We start from the raw sequence: 21,543 nt of genomic DNA on the forward strand, positions 1-21,543 counted from the left end.
GTGTGACCATCGACGAGCTTAGGCAACCGGCCGCAGAATCGTGCGGTGGGTATGTCATCAGAACGGGCCGCCGGAGGCGTTTCCTCACCGTGACGTTCGAAGAGTTCGTATCCGCCCGCTTGGGCACCCTGGTGCGTTACGCGACCGTGGTCACCTGGGATCCGCACCTGGCCGAGGACATCACGCAGAACGTGCTGGTCCGGGCACAGGCTCGCTGGTCGCGTATCGGCCGGATGGACGCGCCGGAGCTCTACGTGAAGCGCATGGTGGTCAACGAGTTCCTTTCCTGGCGGCGGCGCCGGGCCGCCCAGTCGATCCCGGTCACCGACCAGGTGCTCGACGGGTACCTGCCGGCGGCGCCCGACCAGCTGGCGCAACGCGACGACCGGGACGCGATGCTGCGCCTGATCGCGCGGCTGCCACCCCGGCAGCGCGCGGTGATCGCCCTGCGCTTCTACGAAGACCTGGCCGTCGAGCAGATCGCCGAGATGCTCGGCTGCCGAACGGTCACCGTCCGTACCCACCTGATGCGTGCGCTGGCCACCCTCCAGGGTGCACTGCCGGCCTCGCTCGTGACCACCGGAGAGCAGCCGTGAGCAGGGACATCGAGGACCTCATCCGTTCCGCGCAGGAGCACCAGGCCGACCGGGCCGTGCCACCCGACCGGATCCGGTCGGCACTGCCGCGCCGGGCCGTGGTGGTGCGGCGCCGTCAGCGGTACGGCCTGCTCGGCGCGACCGTCGCCGCCGTGGCAGTGGCCGGCGCGGTCACCGTGCCGGTGCTGGCGCTGCGCGGTGGCGACCCGGCGAGCAGTACGACGGCGCCCGGCGCGGCCGGCACCGCGGCGCCGTCCACGGGGGCGACCGCCGCACCGGTGCCGGCCGGGACGCTGCCCCGCGACATCGCGCTGCGCTACCGGCCGACCTGGGTGCCGGCCGGGCTGATCGAGGGCATCCGGCAGCACGTCGCCGTCGAGCCGGGGGCCGCGCGGGCCGAACCGTGGCTGGTGCGGGTGTGGAAGAAACAGGCCGTGGCCGGTGATCCGTGGGACGGCCCGGAGATGAGCCTGAACGTCCGGACCGTGGCCCCCGGCTACGGGGCGAACCGTGACACCAGCGGCGAGGCGGTCGACATCAACGGCGCCGAGGGCGAGTACGTCAACGCCAAGGGCGATACGAAGGCGTACGTGACCTGGCTGGCCGACGAGCGGACCGCGCTGTCGGTGTCGGTGAACGGGCTGGCCCTCAGCAAGGCCGACCTGCTGCGGACGGCTCGTTCGGTCCGGCCCGACACGGGACTGTCCGCGGTGCCGGTACGGCTGGGCTGGCTGCCGACGGGCTGGACCGCCAACTCGGTCGCGGTCAGTGGCACCGGTGCGGCGGCCTGGCGCGCTCAGGTGTCCGCGTTCAGCCTCGGCAGCACGGGCAAGCCCAAGGAAGGCGCCGGCGGGCAGCTGTCGGTGACCGTGGGCAGCAGCACCGAGGCGCCGTCCGGCGGGGAGCAGCTCACCGTCGGCGGGCACCCGGCCCGGCATCCGGTGCGTACCGACGAGCCCGGGCAGGGCCTGATCTACCTGGTCGTCGACCTGGGCGGAGGCCGGGTGATGACGGTGGTCGGCCAAGGCGCCGGGCTCACCCTGGACGACGTGCGCAAGGTCGCCGAGCGGACCGAGGTCAGCCCGGCCGGCCAGAGCTGGCTGGACCGCTGACGTGATGAGCACCCGCCCGGGCGGGTGCTCATCGTCGTACCCAAAAAGGGTTTTTGAATCAAGCGGCCAGCAGGTCGGCCTCCGCGTAGCGGCCGGAGAGGCGGCCTGCCTCGTGGATCTCGTCGGGGGTCATCCGGTCGACGAAACCGTGCACCTCGTGCATGCCGTCGCCGGAACCGTGCTCGAGCATGGTCAGGTACCAGCGCAGCGCCTGGACCAGGTCGACCGGCCCGCCGAAACCGTCGCGGTACCAGGCGGCCAGCGCGAACATGCTCTTCACCTGGCCGGCCTCGGCGCCCTTCAGATACCAGGACCGGGCCTCCTCGTCGCGGTCCTGCTCGCTGAGCCGGTCGGCGAGCACCGGGTACGCCTCGGCCATCCCGGCCTCGGCGGCGATCCGCAACCACGGCACCGCCTCCGGGGTCGGGCCGGTCAGCAGGGCGACGTTGAACGCGGCGATGGTGTCGCCCGCCTCGGCCGCGGACCGGTAGAGCGCGGCCGCCCGATCCGGATCCTCGCCCTGCACCAGGAAACCGAGGCTGCGCTGGGCGATCGGGTCACCCTCGTCGGCGGAGACGGTGAGCAACGTGACCGCGGTCGCCCGGTCGTTGAGCTGGAAGCCGTGGATCACGCCGAGCAGGGTGCGGGCGCGGCGGTCGTCGCGGTTCAGCCGCGAGGCGAGCCGTTTCAGCTCCTTCGGCGCGGTCGGGTCGCCGGCCTGGGCGGCCTTCAGGAACCAGTGGGCCGCCTCGGCCGGGTCGTCGCGGTGATAGGCGAACAGCGTGCCCAGATCGCGGAACGCCCGCTCGTCGCCATCGGCAGCGGCCCGCCAATACGATTCGGCCACGGCGTCGTCGACCGGCACACCCTGCCCGGTCGCGTACATGATCCCGAGCATCCGCCGGGCGCCCGGTTCACCCAGCTCGGCGCTGCGCTCGTACCAGCGCAGCGCCGCCGGCCAGTCCTCGGCCATCGCCCGGCGCGCGCCCAGGTTGTAGGCGGCCTCGGCGTTGCCCAGCTCGGCCGCGCGCTCGTAGCTGTCGTCCGGGCCGCCGAGCTGACCGAGCAGCAGCAGCGCGCGACCGTCCGGGCCGGCTGCCGCCAGGTGCTCGCGCGCCGCTTGGTGGTCACCGCGCAGCGCCGCAAGAACACCCATGTCGTACGCAAGCCAGGTCACCGGGGCAGCATAGAGGGGTGAACGTCGAGGAGATCACCGCGGAGACCGTACGGCCGGTGGCGCGTGCGGTGCTCGGGCAGCACTGGACCGACCTGGCCTTCCTGCACTGGGCGGTGGATCCGGACCGGGTCGCCCCGCTGCTGCCGGCCGGCACGGTCCCGGACGTCATCGACGGCGTCACGTACGCCGGGGTGATCGGGTTCCGGATGGAACGGGTCGGGTTCCTGGGCAGCCCCGGGGTGCCGTACTTGGGCACGTTCTGCGAGACGAACGTGCGGCTGTACAGCGTGGACGCGCAGGGCCGGCGCGCGGTGGTGTTCCGCTCGCTGGAGGCGGAACGACTGGTCCCGGTGCTGGTGGCGCGGGTGAGCCTGCAACTGCCGTACATGTGGGCGCGGATGCGGATGACCCGCACCGGTGACGAGATCGCCTACGTCTCGCGCCGCCGGTGGCCCGGCCCGCGGACCGCGACGAACCGGATGCGGATCCGGGTCGGCGCGCCGATCGGAACGCCCGGTCCGGTGGAGCACTTCCTGACCGCCCGGTGGGGCCTGCACACCCGGGCCTGGGGGCGGACCCGGCACCTGGCCAACGAGCATCCGCGCTGGCCGCTGCACCGGGCCGAGCTGCTGGACCTCGACGACTCGTTGCTGGCCGCGGCCGGTCTGCCCGGGATCAGCACGCCACCGGACAGCGTGCTGTACTCGCCCGGCGTACCGGTGATCTTCGGCCCGCACCGGCGTGCGCCGCGGTGAAAGCCGCGCGCGCGGCCTTGCGACAGCGAGCGAGTAGTTTGTCCGGGTGAGTCTTCTTGATGATGTGGCGAAGCGGGACGGCTGGCGTTGCTGGGTGTGCGACGAGCCGGTCGACGCCGACATGCCGGTGAACGATCCGCGTGGTCCGAGCGTCGACGCCCGCACCGCGGACCGGAAGGCCAAGGTCGTCGAGCGGCTCGCGCACCGGGCCTGCAACACCCGCAAGGGCGCGGTGAAGGTGGTCATCGCGTGGCCGGACCGGCTGCACGTGGTGGAGCCGGCGCCGCTGATCACGGTCGCCGAGCGGCTGGAGCGCAAGGGCGGCCGGGAGCTGGTGGCCCGCTGCCCCAGCAAGAAGGACGCTCAGGAGGCCGCCGACTGGCTGGTGGACCGGTTCTCCCGGCTCGTCCCGGGGCTGCCGGTCACTGCGAACGTGGACGCGGGCGGCGGGCAGTTCCTGGTGGCACTGTCCGCCGGGCGGCGCTGAGCGTCGGCGTCGTGGGCCGGAGTTCCTAGGTCAGATGTGCATCTCGCCGCCGTCGACGACCAGGTCGGCGCCGAGGAAGAAGCTGGCCTGATCGGAGGCGAGGAACGCCACGACGTTGGCGACCTCGGCCGGGCGGCCGATGCGGCCGATCGGGATGCCGTCGGCGAACTGCGACTTGAGGGCAGCCGCGTCCGGGCCGGCGACCACGCCGTCGAGCCCGGGAGTGTCGATGGTGCCCGGTGAGATGGCGTTGACCCTGATGTTCCGGTCCTTGAGCTCGTTGGCCCAGGTCCGGGTGAACGACCGGATCGCGGCCTTGGACGCCGCGTAGGCGCCGAAGGCCGCGACCCCGTCGCCGGCCCGCACCGAGGAGTTCAGGATCACCGAGGCGCCGTCGTTGAGCAGCGGCAGCGCCTTCTGCACCGTGAACACCGTGCCCCGCACGTTGACACCGAAGATCCGGTCGAAGTGCTCCTCGGTGATCTCCGGCAGGGTCGCGAACGCCGCGGCGGCCGCGTTGGCGAACAGCACGTCCAGGCCCCGGCCCCGGGACCGGACCGCGTCGTAGAGCCGGTCCAGGTCGTCCGGGTTCGCGATGTCGCCGGGCACGGCGGTCGCCGAGGCCGCGCCGATGGTCTCGACGGCCGCGTCGAGTTCGGCCGTGCGCCGGCCGGTGATGAACACGTGCGCGCCGTCCGCGGCCAGCCGTTGCGCGGCGGCCAGGCCGATCCCCTTGCTGCCACCGGTCACAACAGCGGTCTTGCCCTCGAACTGACCCATGGTTCTACCTCCTGAAACTTCGGCACCGGTTAGTACCGAAGGCGACCGTACCACTAGCGCACCGATCGGTACCGAAGGAGTAGGCTCGGGACGTGGACACCAAGCGGAAGACGCCGATCGGCCGGCCACGGGCGTTCGACGCCGACGCGGCGCTCGAACGCGCGCTGCTGGTCTTCTGGGCGAACGGCTACGAAGGCGCCAGCCTCGACGACCTGACCGAAGCGATGGGCATCACCCGGACCAGCATGTACCGGGCCTTCGGCAACAAGGAGGACCTGTTCCGCAAGGCGCTGCAGCGCTACTCCGAAGGCCCCGCGGCGTACGTGCCGCGGGCGATGGAGGAACCGACGGCGCGGGAGGTGGCCACCGCGTTCCTGAACGGTTCGGTCCGGACCACGACCCTGCCGGGCTGCCCGGCCGGCTGCTTCGGCGTCCAGGGCTCCCTGGCGGCGGGCGAGGCCGGTCGCCGCGCGCAGCAGGCGCTGGCGGTGTGGCGCAACGACGGGATCACGGTGCTGCGCGAGCGGATGCAGCGGGCGATCGACGAGGGCGACCTGCCGGCCGGGGCGGACGCGGATCAGCTCGCGCGATACCTGATGGCGGTGTCCAACGGCATCGCCGTGCAGGCCGCCGGGGGCGCCGAGCGGGCGGAGCTCCAGCTGGTGGCTGACATCGCCCTGCGGCATTGGCCCCTCGGCTGACGGGCTTGCCTACCAGATCAGGATGCTGCCGTTCGCGGCCCGGGCGCGGTCGACGGCGTTCCGGATGGTGGCCAGCCGGTCGGTGATGTACCCGGGCTCGTATCCGGTGGCGGCCGCGAGCTCCCCGGCGTGCTCCGCCAGGTGCCGGCATTCCTGCTCGAAGGCGTCCAGGCGGTCCGGGGGGATCATCAGGTTCCCCCGGTTCTCCAGGGTGATCTCGCCGAGCTGCGGCAGGAACGTCGCGCCGAGTCGCCGCGCTGCGGTGGAACCCCACAGCTGGTGACGGGTGAACTCGCCGCCCGCTGAGGTCTCGGTGCGCGGTGGGTCGTCCACGACGCGGCGGCCGGCATAGGCGTTTTCATCGGGAATCCAGATTCGTACGCTCAGACTCATCTGTCCACGCTCCTATTCGCCATCGCAGGGTCGCCCGCCCATCGACGTCCTCGAGAGTCACCGGGTAGACCTGCCCGTGGGATCGGCCGCCGCGGAAGCGCTGCAGCTCGCTGGGCGACCAGGTGATGCAGAGGATCGGGCAGCCGGCTATCTCGATGAGCCCGGCGCCGAGCGGGTCCGGCCAGCCGGCCCGCCAGCCGAGGTGCTGATGGGTGTGCGGGTTTACCTTCGCCAGGAACTTGTAGTGGCCGTGCGCGACCGCCCACTGGTTGATCGTGGTGGCTCGTTCGCGGGCGGAGGTGATCGGCAGGTCCAGCCAGCCGTGCAGGGTCCAGGTCGCGACGATCTCCGGTGCGCTGAAGTGCGTGCTGGCCTGCGTATCGCCCTTGCCGCCGAGCCGCAGGTCGGCCAGCCCGTCGACGGTTCTCGGCCCGCTGCCGAATCCGATCCACGCGTCGAGCGCGACCGGGTCGCCGATGGCCATCCCGCACGGGTCCACGGGTAGGGCGCCCAGCGGGACCGGCTCGGTGCCGGCCGACACCGCTGACCAGGGCAGGTCCAGGTCGATGTCGAGCACGGCGATGGTGGGCCGGGGCTCGTAGGTGCCGGGGCGGGTGCGCGCGGTCACCGTCAGCGTCGCCGGGCCGGTGGGCACGGCGGTCGCTTCGGCGAGCCAGTCGTGCAGGTGGGCGCCGCCGGCCCGGGCCGAGTGAAGCGCACGGACCGAGAGGGGGTCGCCCAGCTCGCTCCACTCGTCGAGGAACCCGGTGCCGGCGAGCACGAGCGCCCGGGACGGCGCCACGACCCGGCCCAGGATCACACTCTCATCGCCGCTCATCGCGATCGATCATGGCATGGGCGTGTGGTGGCTAACGTGATCAGATGCGGTTGACGTATCAGGAAGTGGGCGCGACCCGGACCGAGCCACTGCCCGCGGGGTACGGCCACGTGCACCGCGACGTCAGCATCGGGTCGGGTGCGGAGGTCTTCGAGCGGGCAGTGGCCGGTCTTTTCGACTGGGGAATGCACCGGGAGGCCGGGTTCACCGTGGTGAGCCCCGGAGGGATTGCGGCGCCGGGGGTCGACGTGGTGCTGCGCGCCGGGTGGGGCCCGGTGCGGCTGACCATCCCGTGCCGGGTGGTCTACACCGTCGACGAGGTCGATCGCCGCGGATTCGCCTACGGGACGCTGCCCGGTCATCCGGAGCGGGGCGAGGAGGCGTTCATGGTGGTGCAGGACGGTACGGGCGACGTACGGATCCGGATCTCGGCCTTCAGTCGTCCCGCATCGTTTGTCGCGCGCGCCAGCGGACCGGTGGGTCGGTGGGCGCAGCAGTACGCAACGGACCGTTACGTCAGAGCCATCCAACGCCTGGCGCTGGTCAAAGCTCCATGAGCACGATGGGGTAGCCGCGGTAGAGGGTCGGGATCCGGGTAACCACCACGGCGTTCATCTGGCTCGCCTCGTGCACGATCTGTGCCACCATCTGCTCCGCCATCAGCTCCGTGTGCAACGGGTAGCGCTGGAGCCTCGGCCCAGCAATGTCGCCGACCTGAATCGCCGTCCGTGCCGGCAGATCCAAGTCCCGCAGCCCGGGGAGTTTCAGCAGGTGATCCCAGATGGAGACCTTCGCCCGGACGGCCACCTGGGCTTCCAGGGCAGCCAGCGCCGGAACGACCACGGTCCGGGCTCCAACGTGGGCCTGGCCGACCAGCTGCATCATTTTTGGGTGACCCTGCATCAACTCGACGAGGGCGCTCGCGTCCAGAACGCGCAACGAGTGATGGGGGTTCATGCCGCCTGCTGCTTCCGTCGTGCGATCAGCTCGGCGAGGTCGCGGTCGGCCTTTTCCATCTGCGCTGTGAAGGTGGCCTCGTCCTCGGCGGTCCACGGCGCCAGCGGGGGCAGGCCCAGGGCTTCCGCGAGGCGCTCGGCGGCTTGGCGTCCGGGGTTGTCGGCAGTTGTCATGGGTCAACCCTAGTCGCGTGCATCGACCAACGGCAACACCCGGACGAGCAATGATGTGACCATGGGTCGATCACGAACGAATCCCGCGCCGACCGCGCCGGTCACCGCCCGCGGCCGGCGGACCCGGGACGCGCTGCTGGCCGCCGGCCGGGAATTGCTCGAAGCGCGCGGCTGGGCCGGCTTCACCCCTGAACAGGTCGCGCAGGCCGCCGGCGTCTCCTACGGCACGTTCTACACCTACTTCGAGTCCAAGGACGACCTGCTGCGCGCCGTCGTGCGGGCGGTCGCCGAGGAGCTGTTCACCGAGAGCCTGGTCGGGCCGGACGCCGCCGGCGACCCTTATGCCCGGATCGTCGAGGCGAACCGCGGTTACCTGAAGGCCTGGCGCGGCGCCTCCCGGGTGTTGCGGCTGGTCGAGCAGGGTGCCGACACCGACGACACGCTGCGTCAGATGCTCCTCGAGGTGCGCGAGCTCTACGTGCACCGCGGCGCCGAGGGGCTGCGCCGCCTCCAGGAGGCCGGGCTGGCGAACCCGGAGCTCGACCCGCGGCTGACCGCGATCGTGCTGGGCGCCATGGTCGAGCAGATGGCGCACGTCATCTACTCGCTGCGGGAGCCGCTCGACGAGGACGAGGTGGTCAACCACATGTCCAAGCTGTGGGCCGCCGCGATCGGCCTGCGCCCGCAAGCCTGACCGGAGCTTGACAATTTTGTCAGATTCCCTAACGTGGCCCCTGACCACCACGCACAAGGGGGGCGGGCGAAGTGCGCACGATCCGCGTCGGCAACTGCTCCGGGTTCTACGGCGACCGGCTCTCCGCGATGCGCGAGATGCTCGAGGGCGGCCCGCTCGACTACCTCACCGGCGACTACCTGGCCGAGCTGACCATGCTCATTCTCGGTCGCGACCGCCGGAAGAATCCCGAACTCGGCTACGCCAAGACCTTCCTGCGCCAGCTCACCGACTGCCTCGCCCTCGCCCGGTCGCAGGGTGTCCGGATCGTGAGCAACGCCGGCGGTCTTAACCCGGCCGGTCTGGCCGCCGCCATCCGCAGGCTGGACCCCGGCGTCACGGTCGCGCACGTCGAAGGTGACGACCTCGCCTGGCCGGGCGCGCTGACCGCCAATGCCTACCTCGGCGCGTTCGGTATCGCGGAAGCGCTGACGAACGGCGCCGACATCGTGGTCACCGGCCGGGTCACCGACGCCTCGCTCACCCTCGGCCCGGCCCTCGCCGAGTTCGGCTGGACCCGCGCCGACCTGCACGAACTCGCCGCCGGGATCGTCGCCGGCCACGTCCTGGAGTGCGGCACCCAGGCCACCGGCGGCAACTTCGCCGGCTTCACCACGATCGAAACCGGTCGCCCGCTCGGCTTTCCGATCGCCGAGCTGAGCGCCGACGGCACCGTAGTGATCACCAAGCACCCGCACACCGGCGGCGCGGTCACCATCGACACGGTCACCGCCCAGCTGATCTACGAGATCGACACACCCCGCTATCTCAACCCCGACGTCGTCACCCGCCTCGACACGGTCCAGCTCCACCAAAAAGATCAAGATCAAGTCAAGATCTCCGGGGTACGAGGTGAAGCCCCGCCCGCCACCACCAAGATCGGAATCAGCCGCCTCGGCGGGTACCGCAACGCCGTCTCCTTCGTCCTGACCGGCCTGGACATCGAGGCGAAGGCCGCCTGGGTCCGCGCCCAGCTCGAATCCGCCCTGGTGAAGCACCCGGCCGAGATCACCTGGGAGCTCTCCCGCACGGACCGCCCCGACCCGGCCACCCAGGCCGAGGCGTCCGCGGTGCTGCGCTGCCACGTCAAGGACCCGGACCCGGACGTGGTGGGCCGCGCGTTCAGCAGCGCCGCGGTCGAGCTGGCCCTCGCGTCCTACCCGGGCTTCCACGCGACCTCACCCCCCACGGAGTCCACCCCGTTCGGCATCTTCGACGCCGCCTACCTCCCGCAGTCCGAAGTCCCCCACACCGTCGTCCTCCCCGACGGCACCCACATCAACATTCCCGCCCCACCCCCAGCTGGCGCTGGCGGCCCTCTCGTGGCGCCGGAGGCAGCCGCCAGCACCAGCCACGGTTCGGACCGTGGCGCGGTGCGGGCCCCGGCTGGTCCTCAGGGGTCTCTCCCGGCGGGTGAGGCACCTCTGACAACCAGCCGAGCTCCGGACCGTGGCGCGGTGCCGGCTCCGGCTGGTCCTCAGGGGTCCTTCGTGGCCGGTGAGGCACCCCTGGGCGCCAGCCGGGACCTCGCACCGTCTGCGTTCCGCGCGCCGGCTGGTGCTGGCGGCTCTCTCGCGGCGCCGGAGGCAGCCGTCAGCACCAGCCGGGTGGCGTTGGGGCGGCTGGTCTATGCACGGTCGGGGGACAAGGGCGGGGCGGCGAACATCGGTGTGTGGATCCCGGCCGGACATCCGCGTAGACAGGACGCCTACGACTGGCTGGCCGGGTGGCTCGACGCCGGCCGGGTGCGGACACTGCTGCCCGAGGCGGAGGGACTCGACGTGACCGTGCACGCCCTGCCGAACCTGGCCGCGCTCAACATCGTCATCGACCGGCTGCTCGGCGACGGGGTCGCCGCGTCCACCCGTTCCGACCCGCAGGCCAAAGCGCTCGGCGAGTGGCTGCGCGCCCGGCACGCCGACATTCCCACGGAGCTGCTGACATGACCCTTTCCCCGGCGTACGAGGAAAATCGGGAAGCGATGCTGGAGCGGGTCGCGGACCTTGCGGCGCAGCAGGACAAGGCCCTCGCCGGAGGCGGGCCGAAGGCCGTCGACCGGCACCATCGGCGCGGCAAGATGACCGCTCGTGAACGCATCGAGCTGCTGATCGATCCGGACTCGGCGTTCCTGGAGCTGAGCACGCTTGCCGGGTGGGGCACCGACTTCACGGTGGGCGGATCGGTGGTCACCGGCGTCGGCGTGGTCGAGGGCGTCGAATGCATGATCATCGCTAACGACCCGACCGTCCGTGGCGGGTCCAGCAATCCGATCACGTTGAAGAAGAGCTTCCGGGCCGCGCAGATCGCCGCCGAGAACCGCCTGCCGACGATCAACCTGGTCGAGTCCGGCGGCGCCGACCTGCCCACCCAGAAGGACATCTTCATTCCGGGTGGCCAGCACTTCCGTGGTCTGACCGAGGCCAGCGCCGATCGACGGCCGACGATCGCGCTGGTGTTCGGCAACTCCACCGCCGGTGGCGCCTACGTGCCCGGGATGAGCGACTACGTGGTGATGGTCGACGGCGGCGCGAAGGTGTTCCTCGGCGGGCCGCCGCTGGTCAAGATGGCCACCGGCGAGGAGTCCGACGACGAGTCGCTGGGTGGCGCCGCGATGCACGCGCGCACCTCGGGGCTGGCCGACTATCTGGCCGCGGACGAGCAGGACGCGATCCGGATCGGACGGCAGATCGTCCGCCGGCTCAACTGGCGCAAGCTCGGCCCGTCGCCATTGACCGACTATGCCGATCCGGTCGAGGACCCCGAGGAGCTGCTCGGGGTGGTGCCGACCGACCTGAAGATCCCGTTCGACCCGCGCGCGGTGATCCGGCGGATCGTGGACGGCAGCGAGTTCGACGAGTTCAAGCCGCTCTACGGGACCAGCCTGGTGACCGGGTGGGCGCGGCTGCACGGCTACCCGATCGGGATCCTCGCGAACGCGCAGGGTGTGCTGTTCAGCGAGGAGGCGCAGAAGGCGGCCCAGTTCATCCAGCTGGCCAACCAGGCCGACACGCCGCTGCTGTTCCTGCACAACACGACCGGTTACATGGTCGGTAAGGAATACGAGCAGGGCGGGATCATCAAGCACGGCGCCCAGATGATCAACGCGGTGTCCAACTCGCAGGTGCCGCACCTGTCGATCGTGATGGGCGCGTCCTACGGCGCCGGCAACTACGGGATGAGCGGGCGCGCCTACGACCCGCGGTTCATGTTCAGCTGGGTCGGCGCGAAGTCCGCGGTGATGGGCCCCGCGCAGCTGGCCGGGGTGGTGTCCATCGTGTCCCGGCAGGCTGCGGCGGCGGCCGGGCGGCCGTTCGACGAGGAGGCCGACGCCAGGACCCGGGCCGGGATCGAGGCGCAGATCGAACGCGAGTCGCTCGCCTACTTCACCTCCGGGATGCTCTACGACGACGGGGTCATCGACCCGCGCGACACCCGTACCGTGGTGGGTCTTTGCCTTTCCGTCATTCACAACGCGCCCGTGCAGGGCGCCCGCGGCTACGGGGTGTTCCGCCTGTGATGATCCGTAAACTTCTTGTCGCGAACCGGGGCGAGATCGCCCGCCGGATCTTCCGGACCTGCCGCCGTCTGGGCATCGCGACGGTGGCGGTGTTCACCGCATCCGACGAGCTGGCGCCGCACGTGAGCGAAGCGGACGTCGCGGTCCGCATCGACTCCTATCTGACCGTGGACCAGATCGTCGCGGCAGCCCGGGCCGCGGGCGCCGACGCGATCCACCCCGGTTACGGGTTCCTGTCGGAGAACGCCGGCTTCGCCCGTGCCGTGCTCGGTGCCGGACTGATCTGGATCGGTCCGGCGGCGGACGCGATCGAGGTGATGGGCGACAAGATCCAGGCGAAGAAGGTGGTGTCGGCGGCCGGGGTGCCGGTGCTCGGCGGGGACCAGTCGTTCCCGTTGCTGATCAAGGCGGCGGCCGGGGGCGGCGGCCGCGGCATGCGGGTGGTGACGTCCGCGGACACGCTGCGGTCCGCAATGCTGGCGGCCGAGGCGGAGGCGCAGTCGGCGTTCGGTGACGGCACCGTGTTCACCGAGCCCTATCTGCCGAACGCCCGGCACGTCGAGGTGCAGGTGCTCGGCGACGCCCACGGCCGGATCTGGATCGTGGGGGATCGGGACTGCTCGGTCCAGCGCCGGCATCAGAAGATCGTCGAGGAGGCGCCGGCGCCGGGGCTGACCGATCCGGTCCGGTCCGCGCTGCACCGGCACGCCCGCGCGGCTGCCGAGGCGGTCGACTATCAGGGCGCCGGAACCGTCGAGTTCCTGGTCGACGGCGAGCGGATCTTCTTCCTGGAGATGAACACCCGGCTCCAGGTCGAACACCCGGTCACCGAGGCGGTGACCGGTCTTGATCTGGTCGCCTGGCAACTCGCGATCGCCGAGGGCGGTGAGTTGCCCGCCGCGCCGCCGCCGGTGACCGGCCATGCCATCGAGGTGCGCCTCTACGCCGAGGACCCGGCGCGGGACTTCACCCCGCAGACCGGCCGGATCCGGGCCTTCGACTTCGGGACGGCCCCGGACGTCCGGGTGGACTCGGGCGTCGAGGCGGGCACCGAGGTGGGTATCCACTACGACGCGATGATTTCCAAGATCATTTCTTTCGGTACGGACCGGTCCGCCGCGATCCGCCTGCTCGCCGACACCCTCCGGCGCGGGGTGGTGCACGGTGTGACCACGAACCTCGGGCTGCTCCGCGCGATCCTCGCCGACGAGGACTTCGTCGCGGGCCGGGTGGACACCGCGCTGCTGGATCGGCGGCTCACGGCGTGGCTCGGCGCCGGAGAGGACCACGCGGTCCGGAAGGCGGCCCTGGCGGCGGCAGTCGGATCGGCGGTCCGGACCGCGGCGTCCGGAAGTGTTCAGGCGCGGATCCCGGCGGCGTGGCGCAACGTGCCGAGCCGGGAACGGGTCCGGGCCTATCGGTACGCCGGGGCGACCTTCGAGGTCGGCTACCTCAACCGGGGTGGGCGGCTGGAGTCGTCGTGGCTGCCCGGGGTGAGCGTGCTCGCGGTCGACGCGGACCGGGTCGTGCTGGACGATCACGGGGTGCGTGAGTCGTACCGGGTGACCGTGGTCGGCGACGGGGCCGACGTGCACGGGCCGGACGGGGCGTATGACTTCGAGGGCGTGCCGGTCTTCACCGACCCGGCGGCGAACGTGGCGGCCGGCTCACTGCTCGCGTCGATGCCGGGGCTGGTGGTGGCGGTGCACGTGGCCGAAGGTGATCAGGTCGCGGCCGGTGCGCCGATCGTGGTCCTGGAAGCGATGAAGATGCAGCAGACCTTGGTGGCACCGGGGGACGGGGTGGTCGGGTCGCTCGCCGCGGTAGTCGGCCGGCAGGTCGCCGCGGGGGACGTGCTCGCCGTGATCTCCCCACCCGATCGTGATGCCGCGCCGCTTGATGCCGCGTCCGCCGGACCTGCTGCTCCTGCTGCTCCCGCCGTGATTTCTTCTGAGGAGTCGACATGACCACTTTTGTGGAGTCTGCCGAGCGCCGGGAACTGCGCGAGGCCGTCGCCCGCCTCGGCCAGAAATACGGCGAGGCCTACTTCTACGCCGCCGCCCGCGAGGGCCGCAAGACCACCGAACTGTGGCAGGAGGCTGCCGCGCTCGGCTACCTCGGGGTGTCCATCCCGGAGCAGTACGGCGGTGGCGGCGGCGAGATCGGCGACCTGGCCGCGGTGCTGGAGGAGCTGGCCACGGCCGGATGTCCGCTACTGCTCATGGTGGTGTCACCGGCCATCGTCGGCACGGTGATCGCCCAGTTCGGCAGCGACGAGCAGAAGCAACGCTGGCTGCCCGGCCTGGCCGAGGGCACCGCCACCTACGTCTTCGGGATCACCGAGCCGGACGCCGGGTCGAACACCCACCAGATCGCCACGCAGGCGCGCCGGGACGGCGACGAATGGGTGCTGAACGGCTCGAAGACCTACATCAGCGGCGTCGACGAGGCCTCCCACGTCCTCGTGGTGGCCCGGATCGGCAAGCGCCCGTCGCTGTTCATGGTCCCGGTCGGCACACCCGGCTTCACCTTCCAGAAGATCGACATGGGGCTGGTCGCGCCGGAGGACCAGTTCACGCTGTTCCTGGACGACGTACGGTTGCCCGCCGACGCCCTGATCGGCAGCGAAGAGGCCGGTTTCGATCAGCTCTTCGCCGGGCTGAACCCGGAGCGCATCATGGCCGCCTCGTCGGCGACCGGCATGGCGCGGTGGGCGCTGCGCAAAGCCGTCGGCTACGCCGGCGAGCGTGAGGTGTGGGGCGTCCCGATCGGCGCGCACCAGGCGATCAGCCACCCGCTCGCCAAGCTGCACGTGGAGATCGAGGCCGCCCGGCTGCTCACCCAAAAGGCGGCCGCGCTGCACTCCGCGGGGCACCTGAAGGCCGCCGGTGAGGCCGCGAACATGGCGAAATACGCGGCCGGCGAGGCGGTCTGCGCCGCCGTCGACCAGGCGATCCAGACCCACGGCGGCAACGGCCTCGCCACCGAGTACGGGCTGGTCCAGGCGCTGGCCACCTCCCGGCTGACCCGGATGGCACCGGTCAGCAGGGAAATGGCGCTCAACTTCGTAGCCCAGTTCTCGCTGGGGCTGCCCCGCTCGTACTGAGTGGCCGAGTTCTCGCGCGGCCTCACCCGCTGCCACGAAGACTATGCTCCGCGAGTGATTCAGGAACTGATCAGTAGAGCCGCCGGCGATGACGACGACGCGATCGAGGAGCTGATCAGAATCGCCGACGCGGAGCCGGCCTTGCTGACTCCGCACCTGGGCGCCCTGCTCGACGCGGACGTGCTGTGGCCGGCGACGCTCTACCGCACGGCCGGCCCCGACGTGGTCACCCGGCTCGTCGAGATGGTCGACAGCGGGCAGCGGACGAGTGACCTCAACCGCCTGTTCCTCATCGTGGCGCACAGCGAGGACCCGCTCGCCGAGGCCGCCATGCGCCGGTGGGAGACGCAACCCCCGTCCGGCACCGACAAACTGCACGTCAAGCCCTTGATCTACGCCCTGCAGAGCGGCTGGACCCTCAACCCGGACGGCAGCCGCCGCGACCTGTGCGGCACCGCGGCGTACACCTGGACGCTGCGCGAGACGCCCTCGCGACCGGACCAGCCGACCTGCCCGTGGTGCACATCACCACTGTGGACCGCCGCTGACCTCTACACCACCGAACCCGCCGTCGCCGCCGCGCTGGCGCACACCGGCTGGACCGGCCGCCTGATGTTCCGCAGTTGCTACTTCTGCGCCTGCTACGCGACCATTTTCAGTCAGGTCACCCCGGACGGCGCCAGTACCTGGTGGCCCGGCAACACCGTCCCGGACTTCCTGCCGCAAAGCTCCGGCCCGGAGGACCCGCCCACGCGACAGGCGGTGACTGGTCCGATCCGGTCGACCGGCCACCAGGCCAGCGCCTGGAACGAGGGCGGCTCCACCCTGGGCGGCCATCCGCAGTGGATCCAGGACGCGGAACATCCGGTGTGCCCGGGCTGCGCCCAGCCGATGGACTACGTCGGCCTGATCGGCGGCGCCGACCTCGACGAATACGGCGAAGGCGCCTACTACCTGCACGTCCACCAGCCGTGCGGCTTCACCGCCATCAACTACCAACAGAGCTGACCCCGCGCGACCCCGCACCAACGCCAGGCCGCAGCGCGCCTCGCGCTCACCGGCTGGCTCCCAGGGCTGTCTACACCTGCCGGAGGCACCCCTGAGGGCCAGCCCGCGTTGCGGTGCGCGTCGGCCCATGCGATCTTGTGTCAAGATCGTCGGATGCTGCGACTCACCGATTTCATCATCGACTGCCCGGACACGATGAAGCTGGCAGCCTTCTACGCCGAGGTGACAGGTCACCCGGTCAAGCCGGGCAGCACCGCGGACTGGGCCGGTATCAAGTTCGGCGACATCGAGCTGGCCTTCACTCCGGTGGAGGACTACCGCGCCCCGCAGTGGCCCAGCAGCGAGCACCCCAAGCAGTTCCACCTCGACTTCGAAGTCGACGACATCGAGGCAGAACAGAGCCGCGTCCTGGCCCTCGGCGCAACCCTGCAACGGGACGTGATCGGCCCGGAGGGTTACGGCTTCCGCGTTTACACTGACCCCGTCGGCCACCCCTTCTGCCTCTGCCGCAACAAGGGCGTCACCTGGACCGACCAGGGCCCCGTCTGGCCGAAGCGCGACTGATCCCACGACGTCTCGCACGTCGGCCGGCCACCAACGCCGGCACCGGCCGAGGTCCTCAGATCTGGTCCAGCCGGGCGACCGCGTCAGCGGGCAGTTTCAGGTCGGTCGCGGCGACGTTCTCCCGCAGGTGCGCGACCGACGAGGTGCCCGGGATCACCAGGATGTTCGGGGAGCGCTGCAGCAGCCAGGCCAGCGCGGTCTGCTGCGCCGTCGCCCCCAGCGAGGCGGCCACCTCGTCGAGCACCTCGGACTGCAACGGGTTGAAGCCGCCGAGCGGGAAGAACGGCACGTACCCGATGCCGTCGGCGGCGAGCGCCTCGATCAGGGCGTCGTCGCCGCGCAGCGCGAGGTTGTACCTGTTCTGCACGAAGACCACCGGCGCGATGGCGCGGGCCTCGGCGACCTGCTCGGCGGTCACGTTCGACAGGCCGAGGTGCCGGACCAGGCCCTCGGCGACCAGACCGGCCAGCACGCCGAAGCTGTCGGCCACCGATCCCGGTCCGGCCACCCGCAGGTTGACCGCGTCCAGAGTGTCCAGGCCGAGGCGTTCCAGGTTGGCGAGCACCTGGTCGCGCAGGTCATCCGGGGAGGCGTCCCAGCTGCCACCCGGCCCGCGGCGGAAGCCGACCTTCGTCACGATGCGAAGACTTTCCGGGTACGGATGGAGCGCCTCCCGGATGATCTCGTTGGTGGTGAACGGCCCGTAGTAGTCGCTGGTGTCGACGTGGGTGATGCCCAGCTCGACAGCAGTGCGCAGGACTCGTACGGCTTCGGTGCGGTCGTGCGGCGGGCCCCAGGCGTTCGGGCCGGCCAGCTGCATCGCGCCGTAGCCCATCCGGCTGAGCGTCAGGCCGGGAGCGAGGGTGAGGGTGTCAGTCATGCCTTCGATCATGTGCCTCGGCCGGGCACGGCGGGAGTTACAAGTCGTACCACCCAGCCCGTCGCGCGACGGGGCAGGATGGCAGGCGTGAACTCCCTCGGCGACGCGCTCCGCGCCTGGCGCAACCGGTTGGACCCGGCCACCGTCGGGATCCCGCAGAACGTCCCGCGCCGGGTGCCCGGCCTGCGTCGCGGCGAGCTGGCCGCACTGTCCGGCATCTCCGTCGAGTACGTGGTCCGGATCGAGCAGGGCCGCGCCCCGACTCCGTCGGCGCAGGTCTGCCTGGCGCTGGCCCGCGCGTTGCAGCTGACCGGTGACGAGGCCGACCACCTGCTGCGCCTGGCCGGTCACGCGGCCGGCCCGGGCCGTATCCCGCGGCTGATCCCGCCCAGCCTGCACCGGATCATGGAACGGCTGACCGAGCACCCCGTCGCGGTGTTCGACGCGGTCTGGGACCTGCTGCACTGGAACCCGCTCTGGTCGGCCACCTTCGGCGACCCCACCTCCCGCACCGACCGCAACGTGCTGCTCTGGCAGTTCGACGGCGAACCGGGCCGCGCCCGCCAGTCCCCGGCCGACCGTGCCGCGTTCGAGGAGTCCCTGGTCGCCGACCTGCATGCCGCGACCGGCCGGTACCCGGGCGACCCGTCGGTGGCGGCCGTGCTGGCCCGCCTGCAGCGCAGCGTCCGCTTCCGGGAGCTCTGGGCCCGGCCGTCGGTGGCCCAGCACGAGAGTTCGCACAAGGTCGTCGACCATCCGGATGTGGGCGAGATCCCGCTGGACTGCGACGTGCTGACCACCCAGGGCTCGAACTTCCACGTCGTCGTCTACACGCCGTCGCCGGATACCGACGCCCGAGGCAAACTCGACCTGCTGGCCGCCATCGGCACCCAGCAGATGACCCCGGCCTGAGACCAGGAGCCTCCCGGGCTCGGCGGGCAGAGCCACGGGACCAGCCACAGCCCGCCTGGACGATCGCCGGCGATGAGCCCGCGAGGCGGCGCCCTCACCTGCCGCCGCCCTGTCAGCCGGACGGGGCCGGCCGGCCGAGCACCGGCATGTCATCCAGGTGCGTGCCGGGCTGCCAGGGCCAGCGGAGGTACCGGTCCGGCCAGACGATCTGCAAGGCCTCGACGGCGGAGCCTGTGCCGGCGTAGAACTGCGCGGCAACGGGCAGGTGACGGTCCGGCTCGATCACCGCGACGAACTGAACCGGGTGGCCCTCGAGAACGTCGTCGGCGTACTGGCCGGGGGTGAACGTCCGCCGGCCCGCGATGACCTCACCGGCGACGGTGCGCAGGGTGGGCCGGGAAATGTCGGGAGGCAACCCGAACAAGATCATCTCAGGATGCCCGTGCCCCGTGAGGCCGATCGTGTACCAGCACGTCTCCAGCGGAATCGGCTGCGGCACGAACTGCAGACAGACCCCGGAGCGCTCAATGGCCTCGCCGATCTGACCAAGTCCGCTCTCCTGCTGTCCAGCCGTCACGGCTTCACCTCCCGCCTGTCGCTGCCGGTCCCGGTGTCACTGCTGAAACCAGGCAGGTGCTCCTCGTGCACCAGCGGCGTACCCGGGACCTGAACATCCACACCTCGGCTGTCCAACTCCCGCCACCCCTCGACACACCGACGTCCTGAACTGCCTGGCCTTCGCGGTCGCCATGTCGCAGACCCTCAGCGCCGAGCTGGAGGGCACCGGCGTGCGGGTCCAGGTGCTCTCCCGGCGCGTGAACACACCACGTAGCCGCGTGGGTCGTCAGAAACCTGACGATGGTGAACCAGTCAGCGGGAGTGCTGCGTCGAGTGCCTTCGTCTGCTTACCGCCATCGGGCAGCGCTCGCTGGGGATGGCTGAGCCGGTGGGTACGTTCCCGCAGCTCACCGATGAAGGCGAGGTCGAGATCGATGGCGGCCAGAGCCTGTTCCGGCTGCTCGCCTGCCTGAGCCGAACGTCGCGACGCCTCGGCGACTGCGAGCAGCCGCTGGGACTGGTTCGTCACCGCCTCGCTCAACCCGCCCTGCATCTGCCACTCGATGGCGCGGATCCCGTCGCGTGCCCGCTTGCCGACGGCCATCCGGAAGGTGTCGATCAGCGACCTCAGCTCGGCGGCGCTCTCGCTGTTGCGCCGGCTGCGCTGCCGCTGCTTCTCCCCGGCCAGGGCGGTCCCGCCCAGGGCGATCGCGCCGGACGCCGCAACGGCCGTGGACAGCCAGGACGGCATCGCGAAGCCGAGGAACCGGGGAACGATGAGGGCGATCATGATGCCGCTGTAGGCCGGCATGAGTACGCCGACCAGGCGGGTGGCCATCGTCTGCCGCTCGGACAGCATCCGTGGGCCGCGGCGGATGTGGGCGACCAACTCCGCGGGCGGTTCGAGGTCAAGATGCACTGGCGGCACCGCCTCGCTCACCCCGATCGAGGCGGCGACCCGCTCGCCGATCTCGCGCGCGGCCACGTGCAACGCCCGATGCACCGCCTCGGTCTCGGCCACGAGGCGCGGTCGCAGCCAGCGGTCGAGGTCGGCGCCGGTCAGCCCCTGTGACTCGATCACCGCGGTGCCCTCGTCGAGCAGGGCTCGCAACCAGTTGTGCACGGCGAACTCGATGTCCGACATGGTCGCCGCCAACACGTCGCTGAGTGCCCGTGGCCATTTGCCGGCTTGTGCCTGAAACGCGCGCAGCCGGCCCTCGTCGTCACGCGCCTCGGCGGCGAGGCGCGCCCGGTGGCGGGGGTCGGCCATCGCCGCACACCGGCTCCGAAGATCGACTTCCAGCGACTGCAGGGCGTGCATCACCGCTTCCACGATGATCATCGCGGGGCGCCCGTCGGCCAGTTCCGCGGCGGCCAGGCGCATCCGGCGTTCCAGATCGGGGCGTAGGTTGGCGGCGGCTCCCTGTAGCACCTTCTGGATCACGTCCAGAAGGTCGTCCTGAATGCCCAGGTCGCTCCGCACGGTCATCGCCTCCGTCAGGTGCCGGTGCCCGGCCGGCAGCCGGCAGCACGTTGCCGCCGGCTGTCAGCGCACGTCGTCAGTGGCAGAACGGGATCATGTGGTGGTCGTGGCCCATCGGAGCGCCGCCCCGGCCCGGGTCGCAGTCGTCGAAACTGCCCCGGCCCGGGTCACCGCCGAGACCGCCCCAGCCGTTGTCGCCGCCCCAGCCGTTGTCGGCGCCGCCGCCGTGGCCGATGCCGTCGCCGCAGTCATCGGCGCGGCCCCATCCTCCGTTGTGCTGCTGCCCGTGGCCGATGCCGTGGTTACCGCCGCCGAACAGACCGCGACCGAGGTCGAGACATCCGCTGCCGCCTTCGAGGGAACTCTGCCAACCGCTCATTTCACATCCTTGCTATCGGGGGGTCTGACTCGTCTACGCCAACGACGGAACCGGCCCCAGGACACCGAGTCCATGCGGGCGACGAACTTCACGGCCAGGACCCATCACCTTTGGCGTACGAAAAGGTCTTGCTGTTCAAAGGGTGTGGAAACGGTCCTCGAACGGCCTCGGCGCGCAGCCTGCCGGGGCCGGGCAGATGCATCTGACCGGGATGGCACCATGATCGGTACGACCGTTTGACCGGGTTACTGCACCGGGGCCGTCATCGCCGGCGTGCTCGGCGATCGTCCAGTAGTTCTTCACCGGTAACGGCGCCAGCAGCCCGGCGTCGAAGTACCGGAACCGGCGCCGGGGTTCGGGCCGGGTGAAGTGTGCCTCGATCGTGTCCATCAGCTCGTTGAGCCTTTTCCAACCTGACGGTGCTGGTCACGGCA

Annotated in this window: 25 protein-coding genes; 14 read left to right on the forward strand and 11 right to left on the reverse strand. The window is 71.1% G+C overall.

Annotated features, from left to right (window positions below; genetic code table 11):
• Window positions 1–89 precede the first annotated feature (89 nt).
• Window positions 90–596: a SigE family RNA polymerase sigma factor gene (locus Apa02nite_RS47235; RefSeq protein WP_203830993.1), complete on the forward strand. Its 507-nt coding sequence runs from the start codon at window positions 90–92 to the stop codon at window positions 594–596.
• On the forward strand, window positions 593–1,708 hold the full coding sequence (locus Apa02nite_RS47240) for a hypothetical protein (protein ID WP_203830994.1): 1,116 nt from the start codon (window positions 593–595) through the stop codon (window positions 1,706–1,708). Before Apa02nite_RS47235 ends, Apa02nite_RS47240 begins: the two co-directional genes overlap by 4 nt.
• A gap of 58 nt (window positions 1,709–1,766) precedes the next feature.
• Here Apa02nite_RS47240 and Apa02nite_RS47245 read toward each other — a convergent pair whose 3' ends face one another.
• Window positions 1,767–2,885, reverse strand: a complete 1,119-nt coding sequence (locus Apa02nite_RS47245) for a tetratricopeptide repeat protein (protein WP_203830995.1) — start codon at window positions 2,883–2,885, stop codon at window positions 1,767–1,769.
• A gap of 17 nt (window positions 2,886–2,902) precedes the next feature.
• Here Apa02nite_RS47245 and Apa02nite_RS47250 point away from each other — a divergent pair, with 17 nt between their 5' ends.
• Together Apa02nite_RS47250 and Apa02nite_RS47255 are read left to right on the forward strand one after the other, a co-directional pair.
• A complete protein-coding gene (locus Apa02nite_RS47250) occupies window positions 2,903–3,640 on the forward strand; it encodes a YqjF family protein (RefSeq protein ID WP_203830996.1) in 738 nt (245 codons plus the stop codon).
• Between the two features lie 46 nt (window positions 3,641–3,686).
• Window positions 3,687–4,127 carry a hypothetical protein gene (locus Apa02nite_RS47255; protein ID WP_067703625.1) on the forward strand — a complete coding sequence of 147 codons (441 nt, stop codon included), beginning with the start codon at window positions 3,687–3,689 and terminating at the stop codon, window positions 4,125–4,127.
• Window positions 4,128–4,157: 30 nt separating this feature from the next.
• Here Apa02nite_RS47255 and Apa02nite_RS47260 read toward each other — a convergent pair whose 3' ends face one another.
• Window positions 4,158–4,907: an SDR family NAD(P)-dependent oxidoreductase gene (locus Apa02nite_RS47260; RefSeq protein WP_203830997.1), complete on the reverse strand. Its 750-nt coding sequence runs from the start codon at window positions 4,905–4,907 to the stop codon at window positions 4,158–4,160.
• Between the two features lie 92 nt (window positions 4,908–4,999).
• Here Apa02nite_RS47260 and Apa02nite_RS47265 point away from each other — a divergent pair, with 92 nt between their 5' ends.
• On the forward strand, window positions 5,000–5,608 hold the full coding sequence (locus tag Apa02nite_RS47265; RefSeq protein WP_239165071.1) for a TetR/AcrR family transcriptional regulator: 609 nt from the start codon (window positions 5,000–5,002) through the stop codon (window positions 5,606–5,608).
• A gap of 9 nt (window positions 5,609–5,617) precedes the next feature.
• Here Apa02nite_RS47265 and Apa02nite_RS51735 read toward each other — a convergent pair whose 3' ends face one another.
• Both Apa02nite_RS51735 and Apa02nite_RS47275 read right to left on the reverse strand, forming a co-directional pair.
• Entirely contained in the window at window positions 5,618–5,941 is a 324-nt protein-coding gene (locus tag Apa02nite_RS51735) for a hypothetical protein (protein WP_239165072.1), read from the reverse strand.
• Window positions 5,942–5,966: 25 nt separating this feature from the next.
• Window positions 5,967–6,839 (reverse strand): hypothetical protein, encoded by an 873-nt coding sequence (locus Apa02nite_RS47275; protein WP_203830998.1) that lies wholly within the window; start codon window positions 6,837–6,839, stop codon window positions 5,967–5,969.
• A gap of 44 nt (window positions 6,840–6,883) precedes the next feature.
• On the opposite strand from Apa02nite_RS47275, the gene Apa02nite_RS47280 reads away from it, so the two are divergent.
• On the forward strand, window positions 6,884–7,396 hold the full coding sequence (locus tag Apa02nite_RS47280) for a DUF1990 domain-containing protein (RefSeq protein ID WP_203830999.1): 513 nt from the start codon (window positions 6,884–6,886) through the stop codon (window positions 7,394–7,396).
• Here Apa02nite_RS47280 and Apa02nite_RS47285 read toward each other — a convergent pair.
• Window positions 7,383–7,796 (reverse strand): PIN domain-containing protein, encoded by a 414-nt coding sequence (locus Apa02nite_RS47285; protein ID WP_203831000.1) that lies wholly within the window; start codon window positions 7,794–7,796, stop codon window positions 7,383–7,385. The genes Apa02nite_RS47280 and Apa02nite_RS47285 overlap by 14 nt on opposite strands.
• A complete protein-coding gene (locus Apa02nite_RS47290; RefSeq protein ID WP_203831001.1) occupies window positions 7,793–7,969 on the reverse strand; it encodes a hypothetical protein in 177 nt (58 codons plus the stop codon). Before Apa02nite_RS47290 ends, Apa02nite_RS47285 begins: the two co-directional genes overlap by 4 nt.
• Window positions 7,970–8,030: 61 nt before the next feature.
• On the opposite strand from Apa02nite_RS47290, the gene Apa02nite_RS47295 reads away from it, so the two are divergent.
• The 7 genes from Apa02nite_RS47295 (at window position 8,031) to Apa02nite_RS47325 (ending at window position 16,897) form a co-directional block, all read left to right on the forward strand.
• Window positions 8,031–8,663, forward strand: a complete 633-nt coding sequence (locus Apa02nite_RS47295) for a TetR/AcrR family transcriptional regulator (protein ID WP_203831002.1) — start codon at window positions 8,031–8,033, stop codon at window positions 8,661–8,663.
• A gap of 128 nt (window positions 8,664–8,791) precedes the next feature.
• Window positions 8,792–10,648, forward strand: coding sequence for an acyclic terpene utilization AtuA family protein (locus tag Apa02nite_RS47300; RefSeq protein WP_239165075.1), 1,857 nt, complete (start codon window positions 8,792–8,794; stop codon window positions 10,646–10,648).
• Complete coding sequence (locus Apa02nite_RS47305; RefSeq protein ID WP_203831004.1) at window positions 10,645–12,219, forward strand: acyl-CoA carboxylase subunit beta; 1,575 nt, start codon at window positions 10,645–10,647, stop codon at window positions 12,217–12,219. The genes Apa02nite_RS47300 and Apa02nite_RS47305 overlap by 4 nt, the downstream gene beginning before the upstream one ends.
• Window positions 12,219–14,186, forward strand: coding sequence for an acetyl/propionyl/methylcrotonyl-CoA carboxylase subunit alpha (locus Apa02nite_RS47310; protein WP_203831005.1), 1,968 nt, complete (start codon window positions 12,219–12,221; stop codon window positions 14,184–14,186). The genes Apa02nite_RS47305 and Apa02nite_RS47310 overlap by 1 nt, the downstream gene beginning before the upstream one ends.
• A complete protein-coding gene (locus tag Apa02nite_RS47315) occupies window positions 14,183–15,325 on the forward strand; it encodes an acyl-CoA dehydrogenase family protein (protein ID WP_203831006.1) in 1,143 nt (380 codons plus the stop codon). The genes Apa02nite_RS47310 and Apa02nite_RS47315 overlap by 4 nt, the downstream gene beginning before the upstream one ends.
• Window positions 15,326–15,379: 54 nt before the next feature.
• Window positions 15,380–16,333, forward strand: a complete 954-nt coding sequence (locus tag Apa02nite_RS47320) for a hypothetical protein (RefSeq protein ID WP_203831007.1) — start codon at window positions 15,380–15,382, stop codon at window positions 16,331–16,333.
• A 153-nt stretch (window positions 16,334–16,486) separates the two neighbouring features.
• Window positions 16,487–16,897 (forward strand): VOC family protein, encoded by a 411-nt coding sequence (locus Apa02nite_RS47325; RefSeq protein WP_203831008.1) that lies wholly within the window; start codon window positions 16,487–16,489, stop codon window positions 16,895–16,897.
• 55 nt (window positions 16,898–16,952) lie between these two features.
• Here Apa02nite_RS47325 and Apa02nite_RS47330 read toward each other — a convergent pair whose 3' ends face one another.
• Window positions 16,953–17,777: an oxidoreductase gene (locus Apa02nite_RS47330; RefSeq protein ID WP_203831009.1), complete on the reverse strand. Its 825-nt coding sequence runs from the start codon at window positions 17,775–17,777 to the stop codon at window positions 16,953–16,955.
• Window positions 17,778–17,864: 87 nt separating this feature from the next.
• Between Apa02nite_RS47330 and Apa02nite_RS47335 the strand changes: the two genes are divergently transcribed.
• Window positions 17,865–18,689, forward strand: a complete 825-nt coding sequence (locus tag Apa02nite_RS47335) for a helix-turn-helix transcriptional regulator (RefSeq protein ID WP_373873101.1) — start codon at window positions 17,865–17,867, stop codon at window positions 18,687–18,689.
• Window positions 18,690–18,801: 112 nt separating this feature from the next.
• Here the strand turns inward: Apa02nite_RS47335 and Apa02nite_RS47340 are convergent, their stop codons facing one another.
• The 4 genes from Apa02nite_RS47340 to Apa02nite_RS52525 form a co-directional block, all read right to left on the reverse strand.
• Window positions 18,802–19,266, reverse strand: coding sequence for a DUF4262 domain-containing protein (locus Apa02nite_RS47340; protein ID WP_203831011.1), 465 nt, complete (start codon window positions 19,264–19,266; stop codon window positions 18,802–18,804).
• A 267-nt stretch (window positions 19,267–19,533) separates the two neighbouring features.
• Window positions 19,534–20,736, reverse strand: coding sequence for a hypothetical protein (locus tag Apa02nite_RS47345; RefSeq protein WP_203831012.1), 1,203 nt, complete (start codon window positions 20,734–20,736; stop codon window positions 19,534–19,536).
• Window positions 20,737–20,806: 70 nt separating this feature from the next.
• Entirely contained in the window at window positions 20,807–21,109 is a 303-nt protein-coding gene (locus Apa02nite_RS47350) for a hypothetical protein (protein WP_203831013.1), read from the reverse strand.
• 135 nt (window positions 21,110–21,244) lie between these two features.
• Window positions 21,245–21,499, reverse strand: coding sequence for a hypothetical protein (locus tag Apa02nite_RS52525; RefSeq protein WP_373873102.1), 255 nt, complete (start codon window positions 21,497–21,499; stop codon window positions 21,245–21,247).
• Window positions 21,500–21,543 lie beyond the last annotated feature (44 nt).

The sequence above is a fragment of the Actinoplanes palleronii genome (assembly GCF_016862315.1).
Taxonomy (GTDB): Bacteria; Actinomycetota; Actinomycetes; order Mycobacteriales; family Micromonosporaceae; genus Actinoplanes; species Actinoplanes palleronii.

Excerpts from the sequence above, each read along its gene's own strand:
- Apa02nite_RS47260 (WP_203830997.1), bottom strand. The coding sequence starts at position 4,907 with ATGGGTCAGTTCGAGGGCAAGACCGCTGTTGTGACCGGTGGCAGCAAG.
- Apa02nite_RS47275 (WP_203830998.1), bottom strand. The coding sequence starts at position 6,839 with ATGAGCGGCGATGAGAGTGTGATCCTGGGCCGGGTCGTGGCGCCGTCC.
- Apa02nite_RS47280 (WP_203830999.1), top strand. The coding sequence starts at position 6,884 with ATGCGGTTGACGTATCAGGAAGTGGGCGCGACCCGGACCGAGCCACTG.
- Apa02nite_RS47285 (WP_203831000.1), bottom strand. The coding sequence starts at position 7,796 with ATGAACCCCCATCACTCGTTGCGCGTTCTGGACGCGAGCGCCCTCGTC.
- Apa02nite_RS47290 (WP_203831001.1), bottom strand. The coding sequence starts at position 7,969 with ATGACAACTGCCGACAACCCCGGACGCCAAGCCGCCGAGCGCCTCGCG.
- Apa02nite_RS47295 (WP_203831002.1), top strand. The coding sequence starts at position 8,031 with ATGGGTCGATCACGAACGAATCCCGCGCCGACCGCGCCGGTCACCGCC.
- Apa02nite_RS47300 (WP_239165075.1), top strand. The coding sequence starts at position 8,792 with ATGCGCGAGATGCTCGAGGGCGGCCCGCTCGACTACCTCACCGGCGAC.
- Apa02nite_RS47305 (WP_203831004.1), top strand. The coding sequence starts at position 10,645 with ATGACCCTTTCCCCGGCGTACGAGGAAAATCGGGAAGCGATGCTGGAG.
- Apa02nite_RS47310 (WP_203831005.1), top strand. The coding sequence starts at position 12,219 with ATGATCCGTAAACTTCTTGTCGCGAACCGGGGCGAGATCGCCCGCCGG.
- Apa02nite_RS47315 (WP_203831006.1), top strand. The coding sequence starts at position 14,183 with ATGACCACTTTTGTGGAGTCTGCCGAGCGCCGGGAACTGCGCGAGGCC.
- Apa02nite_RS47325 (WP_203831008.1), top strand. The coding sequence starts at position 16,487 with ATGCTGCGACTCACCGATTTCATCATCGACTGCCCGGACACGATGAAG.
- Apa02nite_RS47330 (WP_203831009.1), bottom strand. The coding sequence starts at position 17,777 with ATGACTGACACCCTCACCCTCGCTCCCGGCCTGACGCTCAGCCGGATG.
- Apa02nite_RS47345 (WP_203831012.1), bottom strand. The coding sequence starts at position 20,736 with ATGACCGTGCGGAGCGACCTGGGCATTCAGGACGACCTTCTGGACGTG.
- Apa02nite_RS47350 (WP_203831013.1), bottom strand. The coding sequence starts at position 21,109 with ATGAGCGGTTGGCAGAGTTCCCTCGAAGGCGGCAGCGGATGTCTCGAC.
- Apa02nite_RS52525 (WP_373873102.1), bottom strand. The coding sequence starts at position 21,499 with ATGGACACGATCGAGGCACACTTCACCCGGCCCGAACCCCGGCGCCGG.